Source organism: Oscillospiraceae bacterium (assembly GCA_031265355.1).
GTDB lineage: Bacteria > Bacillota > Clostridia > Oscillospirales > UBA929 > JAIRTA01.
In genome coordinates this window covers 22,193-47,193 of sequence record JAISCT010000016.1, presented here as the reverse complement: position 1 = coordinate 47,193, position 25,001 = coordinate 22,193, and the positions used below count along the sequence as shown (strand labels likewise).

Annotated in this window: 19 protein-coding genes and 1 pseudogene; 16 read left to right on the top strand and 4 right to left on the bottom strand. The window is 58.7% G+C overall.

Features of this window, described 5'->3' with window-relative positions; translation table 11 throughout:
* Window positions 1–132 precede the first annotated feature (132 nt).
* The 4 genes from LBK75_02165 to LBK75_02150 are packed head-to-tail and all read left to right on the top strand — an operon-like array spanning window position 133 to window position 1,917.
* The gene (locus tag LBK75_02165) at window positions 133–426 is read left to right on the top strand and encodes a hypothetical protein (GenBank protein ID MDR1157101.1); all 294 of its coding nucleotides are present in this window, start codon (window positions 133–135) and stop codon (window positions 424–426) included.
* 8 nt (window positions 427–434) lie between these two features.
* Window positions 435–953, top strand: a complete 519-nt coding sequence (locus tag LBK75_02160; protein MDR1157100.1) for a hypothetical protein — start codon at window positions 435–437, stop codon at window positions 951–953.
* A gap of 21 nt (window positions 954–974) precedes the next feature.
* Window positions 975–1,352 (top strand): hypothetical protein, encoded by a 378-nt coding sequence (locus tag LBK75_02155; GenBank protein ID MDR1157099.1) that lies wholly within the window; start codon window positions 975–977, stop codon window positions 1,350–1,352.
* Window positions 1,333–1,917, top strand: a complete 585-nt coding sequence (locus LBK75_02150) for a hypothetical protein (protein ID MDR1157098.1) — start codon at window positions 1,333–1,335, stop codon at window positions 1,915–1,917. The genes LBK75_02155 and LBK75_02150 overlap by 20 nt, the downstream gene beginning before the upstream one ends.
* 103 nt (window positions 1,918–2,020) lie before the next feature.
* Here the strand turns inward: LBK75_02150 and LBK75_02145 are convergent, their stop codons facing one another.
* The 3 genes and pseudogenes from LBK75_02145 to iorA form a co-directional block, all read right to left on the bottom strand.
* A complete protein-coding gene (locus tag LBK75_02145; protein ID MDR1157097.1) occupies window positions 2,021–3,250 on the bottom strand; it encodes a phenylacetate--CoA ligase in 1,230 nt (409 codons plus the stop codon).
* A gap of 71 nt (window positions 3,251–3,321) precedes the next feature.
* Window positions 3,322–3,936, bottom strand: coding sequence for an indolepyruvate oxidoreductase subunit beta (locus LBK75_02140; protein ID MDR1157096.1), 615 nt, complete (start codon window positions 3,934–3,936; stop codon window positions 3,322–3,324).
* A pseudogene (iorA, locus tag LBK75_02135) lies at window positions 3,933–5,746 on the bottom strand (indolepyruvate ferredoxin oxidoreductase subunit alpha). The gene LBK75_02140 and the pseudogene iorA overlap by 4 nt, the downstream one beginning before the upstream one ends.
* Before the next feature lie 501 nt (window positions 5,747–6,247).
* Here iorA and LBK75_02130 point away from each other — a divergent pair.
* On the top strand, window positions 6,248–6,679 hold the full coding sequence (locus LBK75_02130) for an Rrf2 family transcriptional regulator (GenBank protein ID MDR1157095.1): 432 nt from the start codon (window positions 6,248–6,250) through the stop codon (window positions 6,677–6,679).
* A 60-nt stretch (window positions 6,680–6,739) separates the two neighbouring features.
* Here the strand turns inward: LBK75_02130 and LBK75_02125 are convergent, their stop codons facing one another.
* On the bottom strand, window positions 6,740–7,723 hold the full coding sequence (locus tag LBK75_02125; GenBank protein ID MDR1157094.1) for an alpha/beta hydrolase: 984 nt from the start codon (window positions 7,721–7,723) through the stop codon (window positions 6,740–6,742).
* 370 nt (window positions 7,724–8,093) lie between these two features.
* Here LBK75_02125 and LBK75_02120 point away from each other — a divergent pair, with 370 nt between their 5' ends.
* The 11 genes from LBK75_02120 (at window position 8,094) to LBK75_02070 (ending at window position 24,978) form a co-directional block, all read left to right on the top strand.
* Window positions 8,094–9,743 carry a MucBP domain-containing protein gene (locus LBK75_02120; protein MDR1157093.1) on the top strand — a complete coding sequence of 550 codons (1,650 nt, stop codon included), beginning with the start codon at window positions 8,094–8,096 and terminating at the stop codon, window positions 9,741–9,743.
* 139 nt (window positions 9,744–9,882) lie between these two features.
* On the top strand, window positions 9,883–10,842 hold the full coding sequence (gene prmA / locus LBK75_02115) for a 50S ribosomal protein L11 methyltransferase (protein MDR1157092.1): 960 nt from the start codon (window positions 9,883–9,885) through the stop codon (window positions 10,840–10,842).
* Between the two features lie 108 nt (window positions 10,843–10,950).
* Window positions 10,951–11,268 carry a PadR family transcriptional regulator gene (locus LBK75_02110; GenBank protein MDR1157091.1) on the top strand — a complete coding sequence of 106 codons (318 nt, stop codon included), beginning with the start codon at window positions 10,951–10,953 and terminating at the stop codon, window positions 11,266–11,268.
* 182 nt (window positions 11,269–11,450) lie between these two features.
* Window positions 11,451–13,199, top strand: a complete 1,749-nt coding sequence (gene thrS, locus LBK75_02105; GenBank protein MDR1157090.1) for a threonine--tRNA ligase — start codon at window positions 11,451–11,453, stop codon at window positions 13,197–13,199.
* A 218-nt stretch (window positions 13,200–13,417) separates the two neighbouring features.
* Window positions 13,418–14,320, top strand: a complete 903-nt coding sequence (locus LBK75_02100) for an FAD-dependent oxidoreductase (GenBank protein ID MDR1157089.1) — start codon at window positions 13,418–13,420, stop codon at window positions 14,318–14,320.
* Between the two features lie 190 nt (window positions 14,321–14,510).
* Window positions 14,511–15,662 carry an amidohydrolase family protein gene (locus LBK75_02095; GenBank protein ID MDR1157088.1) on the top strand — a complete coding sequence of 384 codons (1,152 nt, stop codon included), beginning with the start codon at window positions 14,511–14,513 and terminating at the stop codon, window positions 15,660–15,662.
* Window positions 15,663–15,777: 115 nt separating this feature from the next.
* Window positions 15,778–16,314 (top strand): ribosome-associated translation inhibitor RaiA, encoded by a 537-nt coding sequence (raiA, locus tag LBK75_02090; protein ID MDR1157087.1) that lies wholly within the window; start codon window positions 15,778–15,780, stop codon window positions 16,312–16,314.
* A 331-nt stretch (window positions 16,315–16,645) separates the two neighbouring features.
* Window positions 16,646–21,454 (top strand): hypothetical protein, encoded by a 4,809-nt coding sequence (locus LBK75_02085; GenBank protein ID MDR1157086.1) that lies wholly within the window; start codon window positions 16,646–16,648, stop codon window positions 21,452–21,454.
* Between the two features lie 437 nt (window positions 21,455–21,891).
* Window positions 21,892–23,172, top strand: coding sequence for an extracellular solute-binding protein (locus LBK75_02080; GenBank protein ID MDR1157085.1), 1,281 nt, complete (start codon window positions 21,892–21,894; stop codon window positions 23,170–23,172).
* An 87-nt stretch (window positions 23,173–23,259) separates the two neighbouring features.
* A complete protein-coding gene (locus tag LBK75_02075; protein ID MDR1157084.1) occupies window positions 23,260–24,129 on the top strand; it encodes a sugar ABC transporter permease in 870 nt (289 codons plus the stop codon).
* 3 nt (window positions 24,130–24,132) lie between these two features.
* Window positions 24,133–24,978 (top strand): carbohydrate ABC transporter permease, encoded by an 846-nt coding sequence (locus LBK75_02070; protein MDR1157083.1) that lies wholly within the window; start codon window positions 24,133–24,135, stop codon window positions 24,976–24,978.
* The last annotated feature ends 23 nt before the right edge of the window (window positions 24,979–25,001 follow it).

Below are 25,001 nucleotides of genomic sequence, written 5' to 3'. Positions count from 1 at the left end.
AATCTTTGAAGCGTATCGTTCGGTCAAGTTCAACATGTTCCCTCATCCTCACTTATCCACTTTTCCCTTGCTACTGACAGTATATCACATCTTTTTGGTTCCGGCTACGCCGGGTTAGGAGAATAGAAAAATATGTCTAAAAAAACATTTTCAACCGTAGAAGAAATTGTTAAATTCGTGAAACCCTTGGTTGAAGACTATCGACACTTTGATTCTCATAAGAATATAAATGCCGCTAAACTAAGACCTCTTTTTGAAATTGATGCAGAACCCTGGAAAAGAGTTGTTGACAGTGGCAAATTCAAAATAACTTTTTCGAAGGCACTTGGTAAAAAGAGTATGAAGGCATTGAAGAAGTTGCTTTATGTGGTAGATGAAGAACATTACCAAACCATCAAATTTGTTGATGACGATGACGAAAAATAGGTGGGGTTATGTCAAATACGAATGAGATTTTAGTTTCGCCGCGATATGCCCAGGATACGTCTGCTCCACACGACGCACAACCAGATGGCTCGATGGGTCGCAGCAATCGTGGCGGCATTCTGGCGCCCTTGATGCTTTGGTATTTTGCTTTGATTTTGTCGGTTGCGCAGCTGATTGTTGTTCCTATTGTGAAAATTCGTTCTGGCATTCAATCTGAAGGCATTGTAGTAGAATTTTTGGGGGATACTGAAATCATTGTTGTTTGTGTCACGGTCATTATAGCAGCGGCTTTTGAGCTTTTTTCTGCCGAGAAAAAGAATAATGCATCCACAGTTTTGGGGCCTTTTCTTATTGTGCTTGCCGTCATCGGAGCGTTGCTTTATTGTGCGTTGTCTATCCCTGCAATCGAACATCCGGAACTCAGCCGTCCGCAGGACAATCTTGTGTTCGATTGTTGCGCATTAGGTGTTGCTGTTGTGATGGGTACTCTTGCATTTTTAATAAGGAAACTTAATAAGGAAACTTAATAAGGAAACGGAGAAGTCGTTGTGAATGAATTTTCAATAGTCTTGTTGGTTGCGCTGATTGCAGTCTCATTGGCCGCCGTAGTGGTTTTTGCTGTATACTCAAAGAAAAATTTTGGCAGCCTCAAAGGCCGAAAAGTGATTCCTTCTGATATGCCACATGAAATTGAGAAGAAAATTGATACCAAGTTGTTATCTTTTCGTAGCCATAAAGACTGTTTTCGCGGAGAGGATTATGTCGATTTGATTGATCTGGGCTATTTTTCGACTTTGAAAACGGGCAATCACGGTGAAGAATTTGATGACAGACGGCAATTACAAACTTCAAGAGATTTTTCGACGCCCTCGATTGTTGCTGCTTTAAAAAAAGTAGGTGAAACATTTGAAAGATATTACATTTGATTATGTCAAATGCGGCGATTTGATTGAGGAGTTCGGCAGAGATAAAATTATCACAAGAGGCGAGACTTTATATGAAGAAATGACAAAATTTATTGCCGATAGTGGATTGCTTGATGTTGCTGTAGTCAATAAATTTTTGTTGTCGGATGCACTAATAGACTATTTTCAAGATATTAAGCGTCTCAAAGATTTTCATCGGATTAACAAGGTGAATAGTCAAAAGATTATTGCTTATACAGCGTATTGGTTGTTGCATCGCAAACCAATCCAAATTTGCGGCGGCGAAGAGAAACAAGGCAAAGAGTTGACGACGCTAAATGAACGTTTTGTATTGCAGTATATTTTGGACTATTTAAGTGTGCGAATCCGCAAGACGCACATACTGGAGAGAGAAAATAAGGGGTTGAATTCTTTTGCAAACTGCCTACTATATTATCTCGTGTATCGTTCCCATGACAGACAAAGCCTGGAGATGATTATTACAGCTTTTCTTGCGGGACAAATATACGAAAGAATTGATGAAGATATTAGCAATGAACTGCACCCTTTTGATCACAAAAGGTGATTATAACCGTATAAAACCGATGCCGGAGATCTGAACCGCCAGACCTCCGGCATCGGTTTTATATCCGCTTACCGCGGCTTGGCAAGACAGATACAAAGAACCCTCAATAGCGGTTGTCAAAGATACGGGTGGATTTCTTCTCGCTGCGGGGGAGTTCGCCCAGGCCGACGGCTTTGGCCTTGGGGACGATGCCGATCACCTTCTTAAAGTCGGTCTCCACGGCCTTTTCCAGCGCCTTGCGGGCGTCCCGGTTTTCCAGCGGGGTCTCGAAAAACAGCGTTAAGATGTCCTTGCCGTTCAAATGGTCGATCATGATCTGGTACTCGCTGCTGACGCCGTCTACCTGGGCCAGCAGCATGTCCACCGTACTGGGGTAGATCAGCGCGCCCTTCACTTTGACCATGTCGTCCGAGCGCCCGATCAGCGTGTCGATCCGCGGAAAATCGAGACCGCAGGCGCACGGGCCGGGCAGATCCCGGGTCAGGTCGTGGGTGCGGTAACGGATCAGCGGCGCGCCCTCTTTTTGGAGCGTCGTGATCACGATCTCCCCAATCTCACCATCCGGCACCGTCAGACCGGTCTTCGGGTCGATGATCTCGTAGTACAAGAAGTCGGTCCACATGTGCATACCGCATTCGTGCCGGCAGCTCATCCCGATGCCGGGCCCATAGATTTCGGTGAGGCCGTAGATGTCGTAGAGTTCGACGCCCAGCTCGCTCGCGATGCGCCGGCGCATCTTTTCGCCCCAGCGTTCCGATCCGATGACGCCTTTTTTCAAATGGATCCGATCCCGCACGCCGCGCCGCTCGATCTCTTCGGCGATCAGCAGCGCATAGGAGGATGTCGCGCCAAGCACGGTGGATTTCAGATCCATCATCATCTGGATCTGCTTGTCCGTGTTGCCGGGGCCCATCGGAATCGTCATCGCGCCCAGCAGTTCCGCGCCGAGCTGGAAGCCGATGCCAGCGGTCCACAGCCCGTACCCCGGGGTGATGTGGATGCGGTCTCTGTTTGTGATGCCCGCGGTCTCATAACAGCGCCGGAACATGACGGCCCAGTCGTCCACGTCCTTTTGCGTGTAAGGGATGATGACGGGCGTGCCCGTGGTGCCGGAGGAGGAGTGGATGCGGACAATCTCCTCCTCCGGCACCGCCAGCAGGCCAAGCGGATAGGCCGCCCGCAGATCCTCCTTCTCCGTGAACGGGAGCTTCTCAAAGTCCGCCCGGGTGCGGATGTCCTCCGGGGCGATGTCTCGGAAGCGGGTCTGGTAAAAGTCCCCCTCCAGAGCGTGCGCGAGTGAGGCGCGGATCCTGGCCAGCATCTCCGGCGTCATGTCCATTGGTACTTCCCCCTCTTGTCAGTCTTTCTCTCATCGTATGGATCTCTCGTGATAGGTCTCTCGCCTTATGGAGCGTTTGCGCCTGTGTGTCCTCGCTGTGCCTCGGCCGCCAGCGCCGCGCCAAAGTCCAGAGCGCGGAGATTCATCGCGAGCAGCCGCGCCGGAATCCGCGCCCGAAGCGCCTGCTCGGCGTCTGCGAGGTCAAATGGGAGCAGGCCGCCGGCCGCCGCCACGCCGAGCAGCGCCACATTGATTGCCTTCGCGCCGCCGCACGCCGCCAGCGCACGGTCGCCGTCCACAACCGTCAGCCGCTTCACCCGCGCGCGCAGGTGTGTGTGCATGGCCGCCGTGTCGTAGAGGCCGCCGCCCAGCGCAGCGGTCACGGCGTTCACCGGCCGGTCGAAGACCACCATCGCGCCGTCCGCCGCCAGGAACGGAAGCGTGCGCATCGCCTCTCCCGGCTCGAAAGCGATGATGAGTCCGGCGCCCTTCGGGGGGATCAGCGGCGCATGGATGTCCGTGCCGATGCGAACATGACTCACCACGCTGCCACCGCGCTGCGCCATGCCGATGGTCTCGCTGCCGCGGATGTCGAAGCCCTTGTCCAGGGCCGCCTGCCCGATCAGCCTGGACAGCAACACGGTCCCCTGGCCGCCCACGCCTGTGATGATGAGGTTCAGCACGGGCGGTCACCCCCTCCGATCGCGGACGCCGGACAGAGCGACGCGCAGAGGCGGCACCCGGTGCAAAGGACAGGATCGATCCGCGCCCGGCGCCCCTCCGGCGCCCAAGCCAGTGCTGGGCAGCCGAGCTGCCGCAGGCAGCGTCCGCAGCCTGTGCAGGCGCCGTCGTCTACCGCGCAGGGCGCACCGCCCCGGTCCACGGCGATGCACGGACCCTCGAAGAGGAGAACGCGCACGCCCCGCGTGTCCAGCATCTCTGTCACCGCCCGCTTGGCGGCGGCCAGATCAAAGGCGTCCACGCGCGTGAGCGCCGAGACGCCGAGGGCGGAGACCAGGGCGTGGATGTCGATCTTCGGCGCCGCCGCGCCCGAGGCCGTCCGGCCAATGCCCGGATGGGGCTGGTGGCCGGTCATCGCGGTCGTGCCGTTGTCGAGGATACAGAGGATCACATCCGCCCCGTTGTAAACGGCGTTCACGAGACCCGGCAGGCCAGTATGGAAAAATGTGGAATCTCCGATGAACGCAAAGTGCAGGGTGTCCGGCTCCACACGGCCCAGGCCCTGGGCCATCGTGAGCCCCGCCCCCATGCACAGGCAGGTGTCCACCATGTCGAGCGGCGGGGCGTTGCCGAGGGTGTAGCAGCCGATGTCTCCGGAATAGACGGCCTTCCGGCGCCCGACCGCCTCCTTCACCGCGAAGAAGGCGCCCCGGTGCGGACAGCCCGCGCAGAGCACCGGCGGGCGGGCGGCGATGGCGTCTCTCCGTCCGCCTCCTCCGTCCCGTCGTCCCCGGGGGCGGGGAGATTCAAAAAGCGCCGCACGGCGAGACGCACACCGGCGACGGTGTTTTCTCCGGCGTTTGGCATGTCGCCGGTGCCCTTGCCGTGGATCGCCGCGCGCAGGCCGTGCCGTCCGCAGAGATGCAAAAGCGCGTCTTCGATGACGGGGTCCAGTTCCTCCGCCACCAGCACCTCGTCGAGGCCCTTGAGAAACGACAGCCCCAGTGTCTCCGGGAAGGGGACGGTGGAGACCTTCAGCAATTTGCAGTCGGCCTCTATGTCCGCCAGCGCCTCGCGGACATAGAGATAGCTGACGCCCCCCGCCGCGATGCCCAGACGGCCGCGGCCCGTGAGGAGGTTGTGCGGATAGGCGGAGAATGTGTCGCGCAGGGCGCGCAGCTCCGATTCGATTTTGAGATGGTTCTGGTACGAGAGGCGAGGAAAGATCACCCACCGGCCGCCGTCCTTATGAAACCCCGCCGGCGCGCGGCGGGGCAATTCGTCCAGCAGCGTCACGGAGGCGTAGCTGTGGCAGACGCGCGTGGTCGGACGTAGCAGCACCGGCCGGCCCTGGGCCTCGGAGCAGGCGAATGCGTCCGCCGCCATCAGATAGGCTTCCTCCGGTGTGGAAGGGTCAAACACCGCGAGTTTGGCAAAGAGGCCGAAGTGCCGGGTGTCCTGCTCCGTCTGCGACGAAATCGGCCCCGGGTCGTCCGCGACGACAACGACGAGAGCCCCCCGGACCCCCACGTAGTTCAGGCTCATGAGCGGATCGGCGGCGACGTTCAAGCCCACCTGCTTCATCGTGACCATCGCCCGCGCGCCCGCGCAGGCGGCGCCCGCGGCCACCTCCAAAGCGGACTTCTCGTTGACAGACCACTCCACATAAATCCGCTCGTCCTTCTGTCGCGCCACAGTCTCCAAAATCTCGGTGGAGGGCGTGCCCGGATAACCCGTCACACAGGCGACCCCCGCGCGCACGGCCCCCAGAGCAATCGCCTCATTGCCCATCAGCAGTCGTCTTTCCATCGGTTCCTCTCCCATCGCGGCCATATGCGCGCCCGCACCGGCGGGCAGCAAAAGCGCCCGCCCTCAACGGTCTCGTTAAGGGCGGGCGGTCGAACCCCCGTGGCGCCACCGTAAAGAACTGTCAAACAATCACTTGCGGATACGCCTTAGTACCTTGTTGCCGCGAAGCGGCAACAAAAAAGAAGAATTTGGGTTGTGGGTTGCAGGTGCAACCCACGCTATAGTATAATACGGGGCTGTTTCTTTGTCAAGAGCCCCTGCCTCTGTGTGAAAGCTCGTTTTGGGAGCGGGAGAATTTTTCACAAAATAAACTCGGAATTTTTTGGAGAAGCCTTGACAAACGGTCGGTTTTCATATAAGGGTATAGTATCTGGCCGCGGGTACGGCCGGAGAGGGCCGTCAGAGCGGCCGTCCGCGCCCCGAAGGCATTGGGGCGCACCGAGGGCGCGGAAGAGAGTATAAAGAAGAAGATACAAAAAATCGTTGTCAGGAGGAAGGGTTATGCGTATTTCCACACGGGGACGCTACGGCTTGCGCTTCATGTTGGTGCTGGCCGCGGAGTACGAACAGGGTGTTATCTCCCTGCGGGAAGTGGCGGAGCGGGAGTCTCTGCCGGAAAAATATCTGGAACAGATCGTCTCCTGTTTCATCAAGGCTGGATTGGTGGACAGCCTGCGGGGCGTGCGGGGCGGGTACCGTCTGGCCCGGCACCCCGGCGGCATCACGGTGGGTGACGTGCTGCGGCTGACGGAGAAGGTGTTCCCGACGGCGGCCTGCGGCCGGGCGGACGCCCACTGCGGTCATCTGGAGAGCTGCGTGCTCGTCGGGGTCGTTGAGGACATCCGCGACGCCGTCGACCGTGTGATGGACCGCCTCACGCTGGAGGCGCTCCTCGGGCGGTTCCAGCAGTGCTCTGCCTCCCTCGCGGTGTAAAAGCGGTGTGAAAAGATCCCGATGCGGGCTGTGTCGCGCCGCAGAGCGGGATCGCGTTTTTCAAGCGCCTCCCCCGTCTGCGTGCGGTCTGCCGCCCCCGGGCTGCTCCGCGCCGTCGCCGCGGAGCAGCCGGAGGATGCGCCGCATGTCCGCCTGGCTCTCCGGGATCGGCGACACATAGGGCCACACATGGATCATATCTTCATGGTATCGGTAGTCGTGCGCGAGACCCTCCGCCAGGAGGCGGCGGTGCAGCCGCTCTGTGTCGGGGTAGAGGATGTCCCGTCCGCCGATGAAGATCGTGAGACGCGCGCCGGAGCGCCGGAGATTTTCGTAGGAGAAAAGCAGGGGGCTGACGTCGTCGAGCTTCACCGGAAGCAGCATCCGCTGCGCCGTGGCCTTCATCTCATCCCACGGCAGGAGAGGGTCCAGGTCGCGCCGCGCCTCGGCGTCCGGGTTTGTAAACGAGAGGTCCGCGCAGGGCGACAGGGCGATGAAATGTGCCGGCTGGACGTCGGGCGCAAGGCGGGCGGCGAGGGCGAGGACCAAGGTCGCGCCGGCGCTGTCGCCCAGAGCGGCCCACAGCCGGCCGCCGAAATCCCGGCGCGCCGCCTCAAAAGCGGCCGTCACATGGTCGTAGATCTGCGCGAGGCCGGCCGTGGGGAACAAAGGGTAGCGCACGAAGTAGACGGCGGCGCCCGTGCGCCGCGCCACGGTTCTGGCGGCGCGCCAGTGCAGCAGGAGCGGGGGCATGATGAACCCGCCGCCGTGGATGAAAAAGACGGCTTTGTCCGCTCCCGCCGTCCCGGCGGACAGGCGGTAGAGTGGAAAACCGTTCACGTCCAGACGCACGGCGCGCAGGCCGTGCATCTTGGTGGAGGTGGGCCTCAAACCTGCCCCTGCGGAGCTTGCCCCCGCGGCGGCCGGCCGCGCGGTCTTCTCGTAGAACCGCGCCTGTCTGGAGATCCAATATTTAACATTTATCGCGCGCATCAGGAAAAAGACGGCCAGAGCGCGTCGGCTCGTCCGGGGTTGTGAGTCCATGGGGCAGCATCTCCTTCAAAACGGTGCAAAGAACGGTTCATAGGACGCTTTCCATTATAACAATGCCTGTGCGCAGCCGTCAAGGTTTGCTCGGTCGAGTCGAAATGAGCGAGACCTGGCGGTAAAAATGACAAAGGGAGAGGCCCTTTACAGCATTTTGACCTAAAAATACCATTCGTATTTAGATATGATATATTTTTTTGGCATTTAATCGATCCAACACTGGACAAAGGGGATGACTTGTGGTAATATTACACTAAGGATTGGTGGCGTAAGAGGCGCCCCGTCAGACGGGGCCGGGCGACCGCCGGAATTGTTTGGGAGATATCGTTTGGCAGAGATATCCTCCTGGGTGGGAAGGACGAGAAAAATGAATGCGAGAAGGATCGCATGGGCGCTCTGCGTGCTCATGGCATTGGCCCTGTGCCTTCCTGTGGGTGCGGGCGCATATGATCTCCCCGAACCGAGAGAACAGTACGCACCTACAGATCTGAACCAGATGGGCAGCCAGGCGCCGCTCATCGACATGAGGGCGGAGGAGTATACCGACGCCACCCTGGGGGACATCATGGTCTTCCAGGCGATCGACGCCAGCAAAAATACTCTGCGGCTGGACGACATCCAGCCGGGTGAATCTTTTGTGGTCACATTCCGTTACGAAAACACGGCGCAGGTGGCGGGCCAGCCGGTGATCCTGACGCCGTACCTCTCCGCCTCGTCCCCAGACGAGGGAGACCGCCGCGGGGTGGACAAGTTCACCTTCCGGGTCTATACCCAGCTGTTTGACAAGGCCTACCTAGATACGCCGGGGAACGCGGAGGCCGATTACTTCCGGACAAGTGAGGGCGCCGCCAAAAGGGTGCGGGAGCTTGAGACCGCGCTGCCGGCCGGCGTGCCGCCGATCCAGCGGCGGCAGACGGAGCTCGATTGGGTGAGCAGTCTGTCGCGGGACCGCACCGTGTCGCTGAACACGGTGCAGCCGGGGGACGTGCTCTACGTCCACTATTGGTTCTACTGGGACGGTTCCCTCAACGCGATCGCGCCCGCCCAGCCGGGCGGCGATCCGATTCAAAACGTCAACATCAATCCGATCACCGGCCGGCATCCAAACAACTGCGACTTTCAGGACTGCACGCACGACAACCACTACATGGGGCTCACGTGCCGGCTTGAGTGGCGGCTCTACGCAACGAGGCAGACGGTTCCGCCGCCTCCGCCGTCCCCGGTGGGGTACACGCTGAAGTATCAGACGGAGAATGGCGAGCAGCTGAAAGAGGACGATATCGTGCTGACGGCGGCCTCGACACTGAAAGTGGGAGACACCTGGACGGTGCAGACCCCCATAGCGGACATCACGAAAGATTCAGATCGCTACGAGTATGTGGGGTACAAAAAAGAGGAGTCATCTTCTACACCGCTCACGGACACGCCCACCCGTACGCTGGTCGCCAATGAGGCAGACAATGTCTTGATATTGGTCTATCGGCTGGTTGATGACTCCTCGTCGTCGACAACGCCGACAAGGGCGCCGTCGACCGTTACGACCGTCGCGCCCGTCATCCGCTATCAGGACGAATCGGGTCGTACCATCAGGCCGGACAGAACGCTGGCAGCCCGTAGTGTGGGCGCTTGGTTTGAATATGCCTTCGATGCGGCTGTCGACGCCGTCGACGGGTATGCTTTCATCGAATACAGGCCATACCCGCCGCGCATCCGGCTGCAAAGTGGCGGCGCCAACATCATTACGCTGGTCTACCGCGTGGTGCCGGAGCAGCCGGGTGACGACGTGCCCGACGATGTGCCGCCGCTGGAACCGCCGAGCGTGCCCGACGGCGGATCCGGCGAGGACGTCCCCGATACGTCGCCGCCGTTGGGGCCGCCGGCCAAGCCGGATGTGCCCTACACGGGAGGCTTTGACCTCACCGATCTGTTCTTTGTCGGCGTGTTCCTGCTGGTGTTGGGGCTCCTCTATTACCGGGGAGAGAAAAAGCGGAGACAGTCCGAGACCCCCGCGCCGTGAGGTTTGCGCGCCCTGGCCCCGCGTCTTATGATCGATTACATGCTTTTGCGGCATCTCGTTTTGTGTATGGAAGAAAGAAGAAAGAGACAAAAAACCACGACGGGTTCCGCCGTGGTTTTTTGTGAGGAAGAGGGATCCTGTGGAGTGGCTGTCGGTGGAAGTCGATACGGCGCACGAGGGTGTGGACACAGTGTGCGCCAGGCTGTCCGTGCTGGGGGTCGAGACCCTCGCGATTCAGGACGAAGCTGAATTTCGCGCTTTTTTGGAGTCGGACCGCCGATCGTGGGAACTGGTGGATGACGCACTGTGCCGCCGCCTGGCGGGCGTCTGCCGCATCGAATTCTACCTGCCGGCGGACGGGGCGGGGCGACGTGCGCTGGCGCGCGTGCGCGCGGGTCTGGAGGCGCTGCGGGCGGACGCGCCCGGGGCGGTCTTGGGCACCTTGGCGGTACGGGTGGAAACCGTGTGCGACGACGACTGGGCCGAGAGCTGGAAACAATTTTATAAACCCGTGCCCGTCGGCCGCCGCCTGCTGATCCAGCCGGCGTGGGAGCCCGTCAGCCGCCCGGAGGGCCGAGCGGTGTTCCTCAATAACCCCGGCATGAGCTTCGGCACGGGCGAACACGAGACCACGTTTTTGTGTCTGGAGGCGTTGGAGCGGCGGGTGCGGGGCGGCGAGCGTCTGTTGGATCTCGGCTGCGGCAGCGGCATTTTGGCCATTTGCGCGCTTCTGCTGGGGGCCGCGCAGGCCGACGCGATTGACATCGACCCCCACGCGGTGCAGACAGCGCGCGAAAACGCCGCGCGCAACGGCTTAGCGGAGCCCCGGTTTCGGGCCGCGACCGGCGACCCGCTGGCGGGGACGGCGCCGCTCGCGCCGCCCTATGACTTGGTGACGGCCAACATCGTGGCGGATGTGGTGAAAGCGCTGTGCCCCCTTGCGTCCGCGTGGCTCCGCGTCGGCGGCCTGTTTGTGGTTTCGGGGGTCGTCGGAGCGCGGCTGGCGGAGGTGCGCGCGGCGATCCAAAACGCCGGCTTTGTCTCGGAGGAGGCGCACGCACTGCGCGACTGGCACTGCCTGACTGTCCGCAAACCCTGACCCGCGCCGCAAGCAGAGGCCGCGAGAGCACGATTATACATGATTCAGGTGTCAGCAGACGCGCTTCTGACACTTGAATCATACATAGAATTTGGAGGAAGAAAGACCATGACGGTGGAAAGAGCGAAGAAGATATATATGCCGATGACGGAGACGATGTACTACATCTTGCTGTCTCTGATCGAACCGCAGCACGGCTATGGAATCATGCGGCATGTAGAGCGCATCACAAACGGGCGTATCCGTTTGGGAGCCGGTACGGTGTACAACAGCCTGAGTAAGCTCCAGGCCGACGACCTGATTGAATTGATCGCCGAGTCGGACCGGCGGAAGATCTATCTCATCACCGAGGCGGGGCAGGGGCTGATTGAGGCCGAATTGAAGCGCCTCGAGGAACTGAGCGCCAACGGCCGGCAGGCGATGTAACGGCGCCCTCGCCGCCCGATTGATTTTATCCGCAGTCTGTGCCATAATACAAACAGAGGCGCGGCGCGAGCGGACCGGCGCCGATCTTGAGTGCCTTGTTGCCGCGAAGCGGCAACAAAAAACAAGAATTTGGGTTGTGGGTTGCAGGTGCAACCCACGTTAGAAAGGGGGATGGGACAGCTATGGCGGAATTTCCTCTGTCCACATTGCGGCACAGCGCATCTCATATTTTGGCGCAGGCGGTGCTCCGCCTGCACCCGGACGCGAAACTTGCCATTGGCCCCTCCATCGAACAGGGGTTTTATTACGATTTTGATGTGGAAAAGCCTTTTACCGCCGAGGAGTTGGAGGCGCTGGAGAAAGAGATGAAGCGTATCGTCCGCGAGCGGTACCGCATCGAGAGCTTCACGCTGCCGCGCGCCGAGGCCTTAGCGTGCATGGCAAGCCAGCCCTACAAACAGGAGATGATCCGTGAGCTGCCGCCGGAGGAGCCCATTCGCTTTTATAAACAGGGAGAATTCACCGACCTGTGCGCCGGCCCCCATGTCGACCACACCGGGCGGGTGAAGGCCTTCAAACTCCTCTCCGCGACCGGAGCCTACTGGCGGGGCGACAGCAGCCGGAAGATGCTCTGCCGCATCTACGGCACGGCCTTTGACGACAAGGAGAAACTGGAGCGCCATCTGACGGCGCTGGAGGAGGCCAAAAAGCGGGACCACAACCGTCTTGGGCGCGAGCTTGAGTTCTTTACCACTGTCGATTACATCGGGCAGGGTCTGCCGATTCTTATGCCGAAGGGGGCGCGCGTCATCCAGTTGCTGCAGCGTTTTGTCGAGGATGAAGAGCAGCGGCGCGGTTATCTGCTGACCAAGACGCCCCTGCTCGCGAAACGTGAGCTCTATAAGATCTCCGGCCACTGGGACCACTACCGGGACGGTATGTTCGTCATCGGTCCGGAGGACGACGAGGAGGCCGAGGTCTTTGCGCTGCGGCCGATGACCTGTCCGTTTCAGTTCATGGTCTATCTCTCCCGCACGCGATCGTACCGCGATTTGCCGATGCGTCTGAACGAGACCTCGACGTTGTTTCGCAACGAGGCCTCCGGTGAGATGCACGGGCTTATCCGGGTGCGGCAGTTCACGATCTCGGAGGGCCACATCGCCTGTACGCCGGAACAGCTCGAGGGGGAGTTCAAAGATTGTCTCGACCTCGCCGCCTTCATGCTGAAAGCCGTGGGGCTGGACGACGACGTCTCCTACCGCTTCTCCAAGTGGGACGAGAACAACCGGGAGAAGTACATCGGTTCGTCCGAGCAGTGGAACGATGTGCAGGACCGCATGCGCGGCATCTTAAACCACATGGGGCTCGTCTACGAGGAGGTCGACGGTGAGGCGGCGTTTTACGGCCCGAAGCTGGACATCCAGATCCGCAACGTTCACGGCAAGGAGGACACGCTGATCACCGTCCAGATAGACTTTCAGCTCGCGGAGCGTTTCGGCATGGAGTATATCGACCGAGACGGCGTGAAGCGGCATCCCTATGTGCTGCACCGCACCTCCATCGGCTGCTACGAGCGGACGCTGGCGCTGTTGATTGAAAAGTACGCGGGGGCGCTGCCGCTGTGGATCGCGCCGACGCAGGTGGCCATCCTGCCCATCACCGAGCGGCAGCATGAGTACGCGCGCGGGCTGTATGACAGGTTCCGCGCAGTCGGATACCGCGCGGAACTGGACGAGCGCAACGAGAAGATCGGCTTTAAGATTCGCGAGGCGCAGGTGCAGAAAGTACCCTATATGCTGATTGTGGGCGACAAAGAGGTCGAGGCCGGGCAGGTGTCGGTGCGCGACCGCCGCCAGGGCGACCTCGGCGCCATGACGCCGGACGACTTCGAGGCGCGGCTGGCCGACGAGGTGGCCCGCCGGGTACTGTGATGCCCGCCCCCCAAAAGAAGCGGCCGCCCGAAAGGGCGGCCAAGTGGGTTATGGGATAAAGACAGGCGGCCATGCAACCGCCGGGGCCGAACGTCACCAGACAGGACGCCCTGCACCGGCTATTCACAGTGTATCATAATTTCCTAAATTTGTAAATTGGAAGTTTTGTCGTTTCCTGCAAAGGGGCGGGCCAAGACATCACAAGGAGTGAGAGGCGCGTGAGAGATCTGATCATTGTGGGCGGCGGCCCGGCGGGGCTGACCGCCGCCATCTATGCCGCGCGCGCCGGCCTGTCCGTCGCCGTGGTGGAGCGGGGTTTTGCGGGCGGGCAGATGACCGCCACGGCCGACATTGTCAACTACCCCGGCTTCGAGACGATCGACGGCGCAGAGCTTGCCCGGCGCATGGAGGTCCATGCGTGCGGGTTGGGCGCCGAGGTGCTGACGGGAGAGGTGCGGGCGTTGTGGCTGAAGCCGGGCGCGCTGACTGTGGTGACAGAGTCGGAGCTCCCGGCCCGCGCGCTGCTCCTTGCAATGGGTACGCGGCGGCGCAAGCTGGCGATTCCCGGGGAGGAGCGGCTGACCGGGCGGGGCGTCTCCTACTGCGCGGTCTGCGACGGCGCCTTCTTCAAGGACCGGGATGTGGCGGTGGTTGGCGGCGGCGACACGGCGCTGGAGGACGCCGCCTATCTGGCCGGCGTCTGCCGGCGGGTGACGCTGGTGCATCGGCGCGACGCCTTCCGCGGCGGCCGGCACCTCGAAGAGGTGCTGCGCCGGCTGCCGAATGTGACGCTCCGGCTTGAGCACGTGGCCGAGGAGATTTTGGGGGACAAGGCCGTGCAAGCGCTCCGGATACGGGATCTGAAGACACAGGCGGCGGCGGCGCTGCCGGTGTCGGCCGTCTTTGTCGCGGTGGGCGTCGTGCCGGACACCGCGCTGCTGCGCGGCTCGCTGCCGTTGGACGCGGAGGGGCGGGTGGAGGCGCCCGAGGACGGGCACACGCAGATCCCCGGCGTATTTGTGGCCGGCGACCTGCGCCAAAAACCCATCTACCAAATCGTAACCGCCTGTGCCGACGGCGCCATGGCCGCCACTGCGGCGGCGCGGTTTTTGCAGGGATAGGGAGGATTTTTAATAGCGGGCTTCGCCCGCCATGCTGTAGCGGCGCCATGGCCGCCACCGCGGCGGCGCGGTATTTGCAGAGATAGGAAGGATTTTCAATAGCGGGCTTCGCCCGCCATGCCGCGGCGGCGTCATGGCCGCCACCGCGGCGGTGCGGTTTTTGCGAGATTGTTATGGGGACGTGTGAGAGATGCTGATTTACAATGCCGAGCTGCATACGATGGACGGCGCTGTTTTGGCGGGGGGATGGGTGCGCACGGAGGGCGCGCGTATCCATTCGGCGGGCCCCCCGGAGACGTGCCCAGCGGCGGGGCCGGACGACGTGGACGCCGCCGGCGCGGCGGTGACGCCCGGTCTCATCGACGCCCACTGTCACATCGGTGTCTTCGAGGACGCCGTGGGCGAGATGGGCGAAGATGGAAACGAGGCTTCCGACCCCGTCACGCCGCATATGCGGGGACTCGACGCCGTCAACCCGCAGGACCGCTGTTTTGCCGACGCGCGCCGCGCCGGTGTCACCACCGTGGTCACCGGGCCGGGCAGCGCCAACCCGGTGGGCGGACAGATGGCGGCGCTGAGGACGGACGGCCGCCGTGTGGACGACATGGTCCTGCGCGCGCCCGCGGCCATGAAGTTTGCGATGGGGGAGAACCCGAAGCGCGTGTACGCCGGTCGGAAGGCCGCCCCCTTCACGCGTATGGGGACGGCGGCGCTCATCCGTGAGGCGCTGTTTCAGGCCCGTGCCTACGGGGCGCGCAAAGAGAGAGCGGCGCGCCACGGCGGCGACCTGCCGGACTACGATATGAAATGGGAGAGCCTGCTGCCCGTGCTCGCGGGCGCGATGCCGGCCCATATCCACGCCCACCGCGCCGACGACATCTTCACGGCCCTGCGCATCGCGCGGGAGTTTACGTTAGACGCCGTCATCATCCACGGCACGGACGCGGCCTCGGTGGCTGACCTGCTGGCGGCGGAGCGTGTGCCCGTCGTCGCCGGGCCGCTGCTCACCGACCGTTCGAAGCCGGAGCTCAGGAGTCTGTCGTTTGCGCTGCCGGCCGCGCTGCACCGGGCCGGCGTCCCGGCCGCGCTGTGTACCGACGCGCCGGTCGTGCCCCCGGAGTACCTCCCGCTGTGCGCGGGCCTCGCGGCCAAGGCGGGGCTGCCGGCGGAGGAGGCGCTGCGCGCCGTCACCGCCGCCGCCGCCGACATCACCCGGCTCGATCGCCGCGTGGGCCGGCTGCGCCCAGGTTTAGATGCGGACATTGTCGTCTGGCGCGGTCCTTTGCTGTCGCTGGAGACCGCCCCCGCGGCTGTGTTCCTTCTGGGCCGGCGGGCACAGTGACGAAAAGGGTGGCGAAACCCCGCCGCATGTGGTATACTGGGGGTGGAAAAACCGAGCTGGGCGCCGGTGATCCCCCGGGTCCGCGGCGTATCCCGGTTGGAAGGAGATGTTCGAATTGAAAGTGCAATTTACCGACAAAAAAGTGGAAGTGTCCGATGCGCTGCGTGAGTACGCCGAGAAGAAGCTGACCAAGCTGGACCGCTACTTCAAGCACGATGCCGAGGCGCGTGTGGTGTTTGCTGTGGAACGGAGCCGCCACCAGGTGGAGATCACCGTCTCCCACAGCGGGACGGTGTACAGAGCCTCCGAGTGCACAAACGATATGTACGCGTCCATCGACAGCGCCGTGGCCTACATCGAGCGGCAGATCCACAAGTTCAAGACAAAACTTGAAAAGCGGCTGCGTCAAGGCGCGTTTGAGCGCGAAGTGCCCACCGCCATGGCCGACCCGGTGGTGGACGAGGAGCAGGAGTTCAACATCATCCGCGTGAAGAAATTCGCGCTCAAGCCGATGACGCCGGAGGAGGCGATCCTCCAGATGAATCTCTTAAACCACGAGTTTTTCGCGTTTCGCAACTTCGAAAACGGGGGCGTTTTCGCCGTGGTATACAGGCGCAACGACGGCGGCTACGGCCTGATCGAGGAACACTGACGGGAGTACACAGCACGGGGCGCCGGCCGGTTTGGCCGCGCCCTGTTTTTTGTAAATCATAATATTGCAGGCCATTTTATAAGATAATGTGGTGAATTCGCCCATGATGAATGTTATAATATGTACAAGCAACCTCCGAACCCCTCCTGCCGGATGGTAGTATCGAGAGGTTTTTTGGCAGATGGAACAAAAAATGCGGCGAATGTCGGGTGCACTCACGGGGATTTTTGTGAAATATGCCAAGAGAAGATCCGGCGCCATGCCGAACGCGGCGTTTTCGGAGGTTGACTACAATGGTTAGCATCGAGAGGAGAAAGGAAGTGCGGTACTCATGATTACCAAAAGACGGGCACTGTCATTGTTTGTCACCCTTGTCATGGCGCTGGGGATTTTACCGTCGTTGCCTGTGGCGGCTGTCGGACCTCTTGCAGAAAACAACAATACACACTGGTTGTTGTATTCTCCGAAAGCCCAGTCGTATGTGCAGCATCTCACAGCCGCCGGGTATGGCGCCAATCCCGGTGGGATCGTCGCTACGCAGGACGATCCGACTGCCCCGGCCGCCCAATGGACGCTTACCAATTACAACTCCGGTTCGATCCCGACCGCCGCCGGCATGTTCCGTATGACAACCGCGGAAACCGCCAACGGACACAACGCCGGCTTGGCGTTTAAAATGTATGACGGCGCCGTCTATGTCGAAGGCGGAACAAACGGCGATGCCGACGGATTCTATCCGATTCCCGGCTCCGCAGCCGATACGGTCATCATTCGCGGCGGAGGCAACGGAGGTATCGTGTACCCGATGAACGCCAACGCGCAAGGATTGACTGTGAACGACGCGAACATTCTTCGCCGCTCGGCCAGCAATCCCGACGCCTTCATCATCATTCCGCCGCAGGGATACGTTCCGGTTCCGCCGGTTCCGTCGTCCCTTACCACACCGGACGGCAACTCCGTTACGGTCGTGTGGCCGAATCCCACCACATATTCATCGAAGCTGATTCTTCAGCGGGCCACCGACGCGGCGTTTTCGGACGCGGTCGCCGTGGATCTCAGCGGCGCGGCGCAGCAAACCGGATATGTTACGCAGCTTGTTGATCCGTCGTCAAAAATATATGGAACTACCTATTACTACAGGTTTATCGCCGAGGATTACTGGCACAAAGGTGAAAACGGCGTAGTCGGCGCGAGCGGAAGCATCACGATGCCTTCGACCTTGCCGCCGACAGTTCAGACGACGGCACTGACATTTTTCAAATACCCCGCCCCGAAAGATCAAATCATCGGCTTTGACCCTGGCTTCGGCACGCCGGAAGGCGCGACGGGTGTCGCGTCCGTCAGTCTTGACGAGGGAGAGAGTCTCGCCGCTGGCAGCGATTACACGGTGGATTGGGCCGGCAAGACGGTCACTGTCAAAGCGGCCGCGTTGAGCCGTTTGACGCAGGGCGAGCACGCAATTCATGTCAGATTTGACCGGGAAGCCGGCACGGCGTCGTTTGCTGTCAGTCTCAGTGTGTTTGACAAGATTGTACACCCGTCTAACTGGCTGATTCTCTCGCCGGACGCGGGGGCGCTTGTCGGCGTCAGGCAAAACAATCCCTGGCAGGCGAATCCGCAAGGCGCGCTGTCGGTGACGTATATTTCGGCTGATAGCGTGAACGCGCAATGGTCTATCGACCGTAACGTGGCGGCCGCCTATACCAATACGTATCCGTTCCGCATCCAATCTATGCTGACTACGCCCACGCCGGCGCAGAGAAATATGTCTATGTACGGGGACTCTTGGGGCGCCTGGGAACAGGCCGGAACGATCAACCAAGCCACCGCCATGGCGATCGTTCCGCAAGGCGACGGTACGGCCAAGATTCACGGCGCGTGGAGTAACCCGGGCTGGGCGGCGGTAAACGCCGACGGCACGACGCGCACTTTGGCGCAAGCCGCCTCGTCGAATTTCATTGTCATTCCGCCGGACAGCTATACGCCTGGCGACGCCGTCGGCGGGGCGGTCATCAGTGAAACCGCCGCGGACGTCACTTTCACGTGGCAAGCCCCAACAGGGCCTGCGCCGAACTATTTCGCGGGATTCCGCGTGTTCAGACAGGACGGCGAACAGTGGATTGAGCTGACGGACGACGGCAATCTTGTCATCAGAGAAAACGGCGGCGTATACGCGTTTACCGACGACGCGCCTGTGGACAACGTCAGCGTGTACAAAATCGTGACGGACACCGCCAACAATGATTCGGACGGACTTTTGATTGCCGCCAACATCCCCGGAGGGGAACCCCCGAGTGTGGGTACGTCCATCGCGACGTTCAACAAAAAGATCCCGGAGAGCGTGAGTTTCGGCGTTAAGCTGGGCTTCGGTTCGCTCAGGGCATCCGATATTGCCTCTCTGCTTCTCGACGGCGGCCCTGTCGCCTATACGCTGAGCGGCGGCAAGTCGCCCGCCGTCACCATTGACGCCGCCGCGCTCTCCGCTTTGGCTTTGGCGAACGGCGACGCGCACAGCATCGCGGTTGCGTTCAACGACGCTGCGCAAACGGTAAAAACCGTGACACTCAACGTCATTAACGCCGAGAGCGCTTTGCCCGCCCCCGCGAACGTCAAAGTAACGGGCGACGGCAACGGCGCGGCTATCTCATGGGACGCCGTGCCGAACGCAACCGGCTACAAGATCTACCGCGGACTCGGCAGGTACGCGCCCGCCACATTCACGACGCTCGTTTACGCCACCGACGCGACGCAGTACAGTCTCGGAACCGACCATGTATGGGATTGGTACAAGGTAATCGCATACAACGGCAACGGCGATTATATCGACAGCCCGCCGTCGGACGTGGCCTCGCTCGAAATTACGGCGTTCCCGAATACCGAGATCTTCACCGAGAATGACGCTCAGAATACAGTGTCAACAGTCGCCGACAGCTATTCCAGAGCGTTCTTCTGGGGGGGAGGTATCGGTGCGAATTCCCCGGCCGGCGCGGATGCCAACAACCAATTCACCGACGACCGTGTTGCGCTCCTGTTCAGGCCCGCCAAGGGTCATACGGCTGACTTCACGTATTTGGGGATGTATCTTAACTTCTACATGCATATTGCCGGGCTGGGCAAATTGCCGACGGACGTGCAGGCGCAATCGGTTCAGGTATTCTCTTGGGAGGGCGGCAGTTACAATGGCGGCGGCAACGTCACGCAGAATTTCTGGCGCACGTTTGAGAACATGGAGACCGCAGCCGGAGGAAACGTATTTGCCGTTTCACAGGCATCCCCTGTTCGCAGAATTAAGACGGTGGGTTCGCTCACGTTCCAGCTCGGCGGTTCGGCAAGCGGCGGTTACCTTGCCGACAGTTATATAGGCGGCTGGCAATCCTATCAGGGACAGCAGCAGTTCTATACCCGCAACAACGCGATGGCGGGTACGGACGGCCTTATCTGGAACGGTGTCATGCAAGGGAACACGACCCTGGACGGAACCCAGTGGAACCAGTCCTATTCATGGATTGTCGTTGATGTGGAGCATACACCGCTCATAGCGGAGAAACCCTTCCTCTACTTTGACGTAGACGCAAACGGCGGCACCGGCGACTATAAGGTGTTTGTACCCGGGTACCGCAAAGACGCTGTCGGCCCCTCATGGGGCGCCGGTAAGGAAAATGGAGGAATGGGCGCAGGCGAAAGCAGGTCGCTGAGCGACTTCTTCGTAGCGAACGAAGCTATGGACGCCGATCAAATTATCGCCGGTATGCAAACGAAGAACGGCAATATTTTCTTCACCCCCGGCGTATATAAACTCGACAAAGAAATCCGCGTTACCGAGCCAAACGCCGTGCTGCTCGGGATTGGCGAGGCTTCGCTCCGTCCGCTGAGCGGAAATGTCTGCGTAAAAGTCGCGGACGTGCCCGGCGTACGTGTTGCCGGCCTTCTGTTCGATGCCGGTCCCGCTTCCGGGAATGACTTCGCCAATGCCAGCGAGGCGCTGCTTGTAGTCGGTGAAGGCGGCTTCACATCCACGCCGGAGATGGAAGCGAGCCCAATTGTGCTTTCCGACGCCATCGTGCGCATTGGCGGTCTTCCGACAAACGTACCTTACAAGGCAAAGAACGGCATCGTCATCAACGCCGACTACACGATTCTCGATCACGCTTGGATATGGCGCGCCGACCACGGCGACCAGGTCGGATGGACGCTTAATCAGACGGACAACGGTCTTGTCGTGAACGGCGATCATGTGATTACTTACGGGTTGCACTCTGAACATTTCCAGAAATATGACGTCCTCTGGAACGGCGACGACGGGCGGTGCTTCTATCTGCAAAATGAGCGCCCGTATGACACGCCGGAAACCGACGACGTACCCGGCGCCTGGCGCGATACGTCGCTTGCGGATTCCAAGTATGATTACATCGGACCGCTGGCCGACAGACAGCAAGGGTATGCCGCGTTCCGCATTGGCGACGATGTGAAGAACTTCGAGGGTTGGGGTCTTGTGTCTTATGACGTGTTCGTACAGAATATGGGGGTCCAATTCCGTACGATTTGGACAGGATTCATAGCGCCGGAAGAGAACACCAACATCAAGATTCATCAAGTCGGGACACTCTCAATCTCGCAAAACAGAGGCGAGATCGCCCACATCATCAATGGCGAGGGTCCAAGCAATCGTGGCCCCGTTGGGCCGACAAAGTTTCTTGAGGCAAACGAGTTCCACCCTGACAATGAATACTGGTCGAAACTGCTGCCTTCCGCCGATGCGCTTGTTATCGGAGACGCTGACGTCTATGGCGATACCATTGGCCTGCGTGTGCTTAATTTGCGTGAGGCCGAGCAGAAGGCGAATGCCATTCTCGGCGGATACGAAACCGGCGGAAGGCTGACCGAGGCAAAGGTCGATCAGATAACCGTCAAGGGTTCGGTCCTTGTCGGCGGCGGCATTGGCGGCAATTCGGAGATTGTCGGCGGAGAAGACCGTGGCCCACAGCCCTTTGTACCCAAAAGCACCACTGTCGGTTCGTGGCTGTCTAACGCGAAGTATGTTTTGCGCAAGCCCGACAGCGGAAGTAAAGTCGTCGCGTATGTCTGGGACAGTGAGACCGATGCGCCACTTGCGGAGAGCTTCACCATTTTGTCTGATTAACGAGAAATAACATTTCGTAAAACTGCGATAAACGCCGCCGCCGGGTTAGCTGGCGGCGGCGTTTATCGCTGCCAGGCTCTTCTCAGCTTGTGTTTGGCAGGGGAGTGACGCCGCCAAAGGCGTTGCGGCGTTTAATCCGCAAAGAAACCCGGGTCATTCTTCTGGGGGTCGAACCATCTGAAAATTTCCATAAAATACCATACTTTAAATCCAGATCTTGTCGAACCCTACTGAGATTAGGCGATTGTTTTACATGGTGCTATATTTTTTCTTCTGCGGTGTCATGAAATTTGGGGAGAATTATGTGGTGCGTGTAGAATTGACCACTTTTTTCAAAAATAGTATGATGTAATTGTCTGAAAATCGTACTATAATAGACAAAGATGGATCTTCCGCGCAGTTGTTATCATTCATAATTGTGGAAAGGGGCATTGTTGATGAAAAAGGTTCTTGTTTCATTATTGGCAGCCGTCATGGTTTTCGGAGTGACGGCGTGTTCGCCGAACGGTCAGCAGACGAACGGCGGCAAGACTGTTATCAAGGTGTTCAGCAATTTGCCAGACAGAACAACGGGGCAGGGGCTTGTGGAGCAGAAGATTTTTGACCAGTATGTGGCCGAAAATCAGAACATCGAAATTCAGGTGGAGGCGCTGGACGACGAAGCGTACAAAATCAAAATGAAGGCATATGCCTCGGGGACGAGTTTGCCTGACCTTATCAGCGTTTGGGGGCAGCCGTCTTTCTTAGACGGGTATATTGACGCCGGACTGATTGCTGAGCTGAATCCCGACGATTATAGCGGATATGGCTTTGTCGAGGGCTCGCTCGCCGGATTCTCCAAAGACGGCAAGTTGTACGGCCTGCCAAGAAACACAGATATGATAGCGTTCTATTACAATCAAAAGTTGTTTAACGACAACAACTGGTTGGTTCCGGCCACGTATGATGAACTGCTCGCGCTGGCCCCAAAAATCGCGGCGACCGGAATATCACCCGTCGCGATGGACGGCAATGACAAGTGGCCCATTTCTATATTTATAACAGATTTGCTTGTTAAAATCGCGGGGACGTCCTATCAGGCGGAAACTCTGAAAGCCATATCCAGCGGCGACTTTTCGAATCCGGCGTACGCCGAAGCGGCTCGCCTCCTGCAGGACGCTTTCGATGCCGGTCTGTTCCAGCCCGGGTTCGAACAGCAGGATTATGGCACGGCGCAGAATCTGTTCATCAACGGCCAAGCCGCCATGTTTTACATGGGCAGCTGGGAGATGAGCATGGCCAACAATCAGGAAATCGCTCCGGAGATCCGTGACAATATTCGTGCCTTTACGATGCCTGTCGTATCCGGCGGTGTCGGTGTTTCTACGGATATCGCGGCTTGGAACGGCGGCGGTCATTCTGTGATAGCGAAAAGCCCCGTGAAAGACGAAGCCGTGAAACTTCTTAATTATATCTACAAACCGGAAAATTGGACGAAAATTGCCTGGGAGAACAATGTCTGCATGTCAGCGCAGGATTTCTCTCAGTACAAAACCGGCAGCGAAACCCCTGTCCAGCTTCAGCTGATTGACATTTTCTCTCGCGCTACGTCCATCAGCGGCACGACAATCAACGATCTCGGCTCGTCCGATTTCAAGACGAAATTTGAGGATTTATCGCAACAAATCTCTATTAAATCTATCACCCCGGAAGATGCGGTCAGTGCTTTGGCGAATTAACCGTACAAAGGGAGGGCGGGTGCCGGGGAATCTCGGCACCCGCCGGTTTATAACGCGGCTTGCAGCCCGCCGATAGGGGTGAGTGATGTGGAAAAGATGCTTAGGGATAAACGCGTCATAGCTATTCTTATCGCGCCGAGTTTGACCGCTTTCCTTTTTGCTGTACTCGCGCCGATTGTCCTCAGCTTTATTTATAGCTTCACCAATAGTTCCGGTATTGGCCGCTTCACATTTGTGGGATTTGAGAACTACTCTGCCCTGATAAAGGACGGAGCGTTTTGGAACGCTTTGCTCAATTCGGTGCTGCTTGCGGCGGGCTTTGTTCTTATTCAGCACCCGATAGCAATTTTAACGGCATGGTTGTTGGATCGGATTGGCGGCCGCCTAGAGACATTTTTTAAGACCGCTTATTTCATCCCCAATATTATATCCTCAGCCGTGATTGCCACTTTGTGGAAATATATCTACAATACAAATTCTGGACTTTTTAATGTTATCGCGCGATTTTTCGGCGGAGAGGGCGTCAATTGGCTCGGCACAGGGAAGGCCATCTGGTCGGTTCTTATTGTACTTGTATGGCATGGATTTGGTTGGGGTATGCTTATATATTACACAGGCATAAAGAATATCGATCCCGTTTTGTATGAAGCCGCCGCTATCGACGGGTGCGACGACAAAAAGATGTTCTTTGCGATCACCTTGCCGCTCATGCGTCCTGTGATTCAAGTGAACGTGACGCTTGCCCTTATTTCGGCCCTGAAACAGATGGAAACAGTGTATCTCCTGACAAAAGGCGGGCCTGGAAACGAAACGCAATTTGTGGCGACATATTTGTATAAGCAGGCTTTCCAGTCGGGCAATTACGGTTACGGCAATACAATAAGTGTCGTATTTATCGTTATCTGTCTTATCACGACAGTATTCCTCAACCGACTCTTTCGCGAAAGGGGTATTTGAGCCATGGCAGATAAGATAAAAACAAGAGTTTCCTTAGGCAGAGGCATCATTTTAGGCGTGCTTATATTGTTCTCGGCGATTCAGCTTTTCCCGCTGATATGGCTTATTGATTTCTCTTTTGCCAGCAACACTGAGTTCTTTACATCGAGTCTGCTTATCATTCCTCGGGAAATTCAATGGGGAAACTACCCAAGGGCTTTCATTGACGGGCATTTTCTGCTATACTTAAAAAACAGTGTGCTTGTGAATACACTCGCGGTCGTTATAGTGCTGGTGCTCTCAATCTGTTCGGCATACGCAGTCACAAGAATGCGCTGGCGGTTTTCGCAAACCGCCAAAAGCATTATACTGCTTGGTATGATGATTCCGATTCACGCGACGCTTATCCCCAATTACATGATATATGACTTTCTCGGAATCCGCGATACGCTGTGGTCGCTTCTTCTGCCTTATGTGGCGTTTTCGCTGCCGCAGGGACTTTTCCTCGCGGCGAGTTACATGGAATCCGTGTCAAAAGAAATAGAAGAAGCCGCCATAATCGACGGGTGCGGAACTTTTCGCCTTCTTGGCAGTGTTATCACACCGATGATGAAATCGTCGCTTATAACTGTCATTATCATGACTTATTTGAACAACTGGAACGAATTTATGATGGCCAGTACATATCTGAGCACATCGAGATGGAAAACATTGCCTTTTTCCATCTTGGAGTTCACGGGGCAGTACCGTGCGAATGCGGCGGTACAATTTGCCGTTATGACGCTCACCGCCGCGCCGGCTATCGTAATCTATATTATATTAAGCAAACATATAACAAAAGGCGTGGCCATGGGCGCCGTAAAGGGATAAATGATATCAGTCGGGGCGGTTTT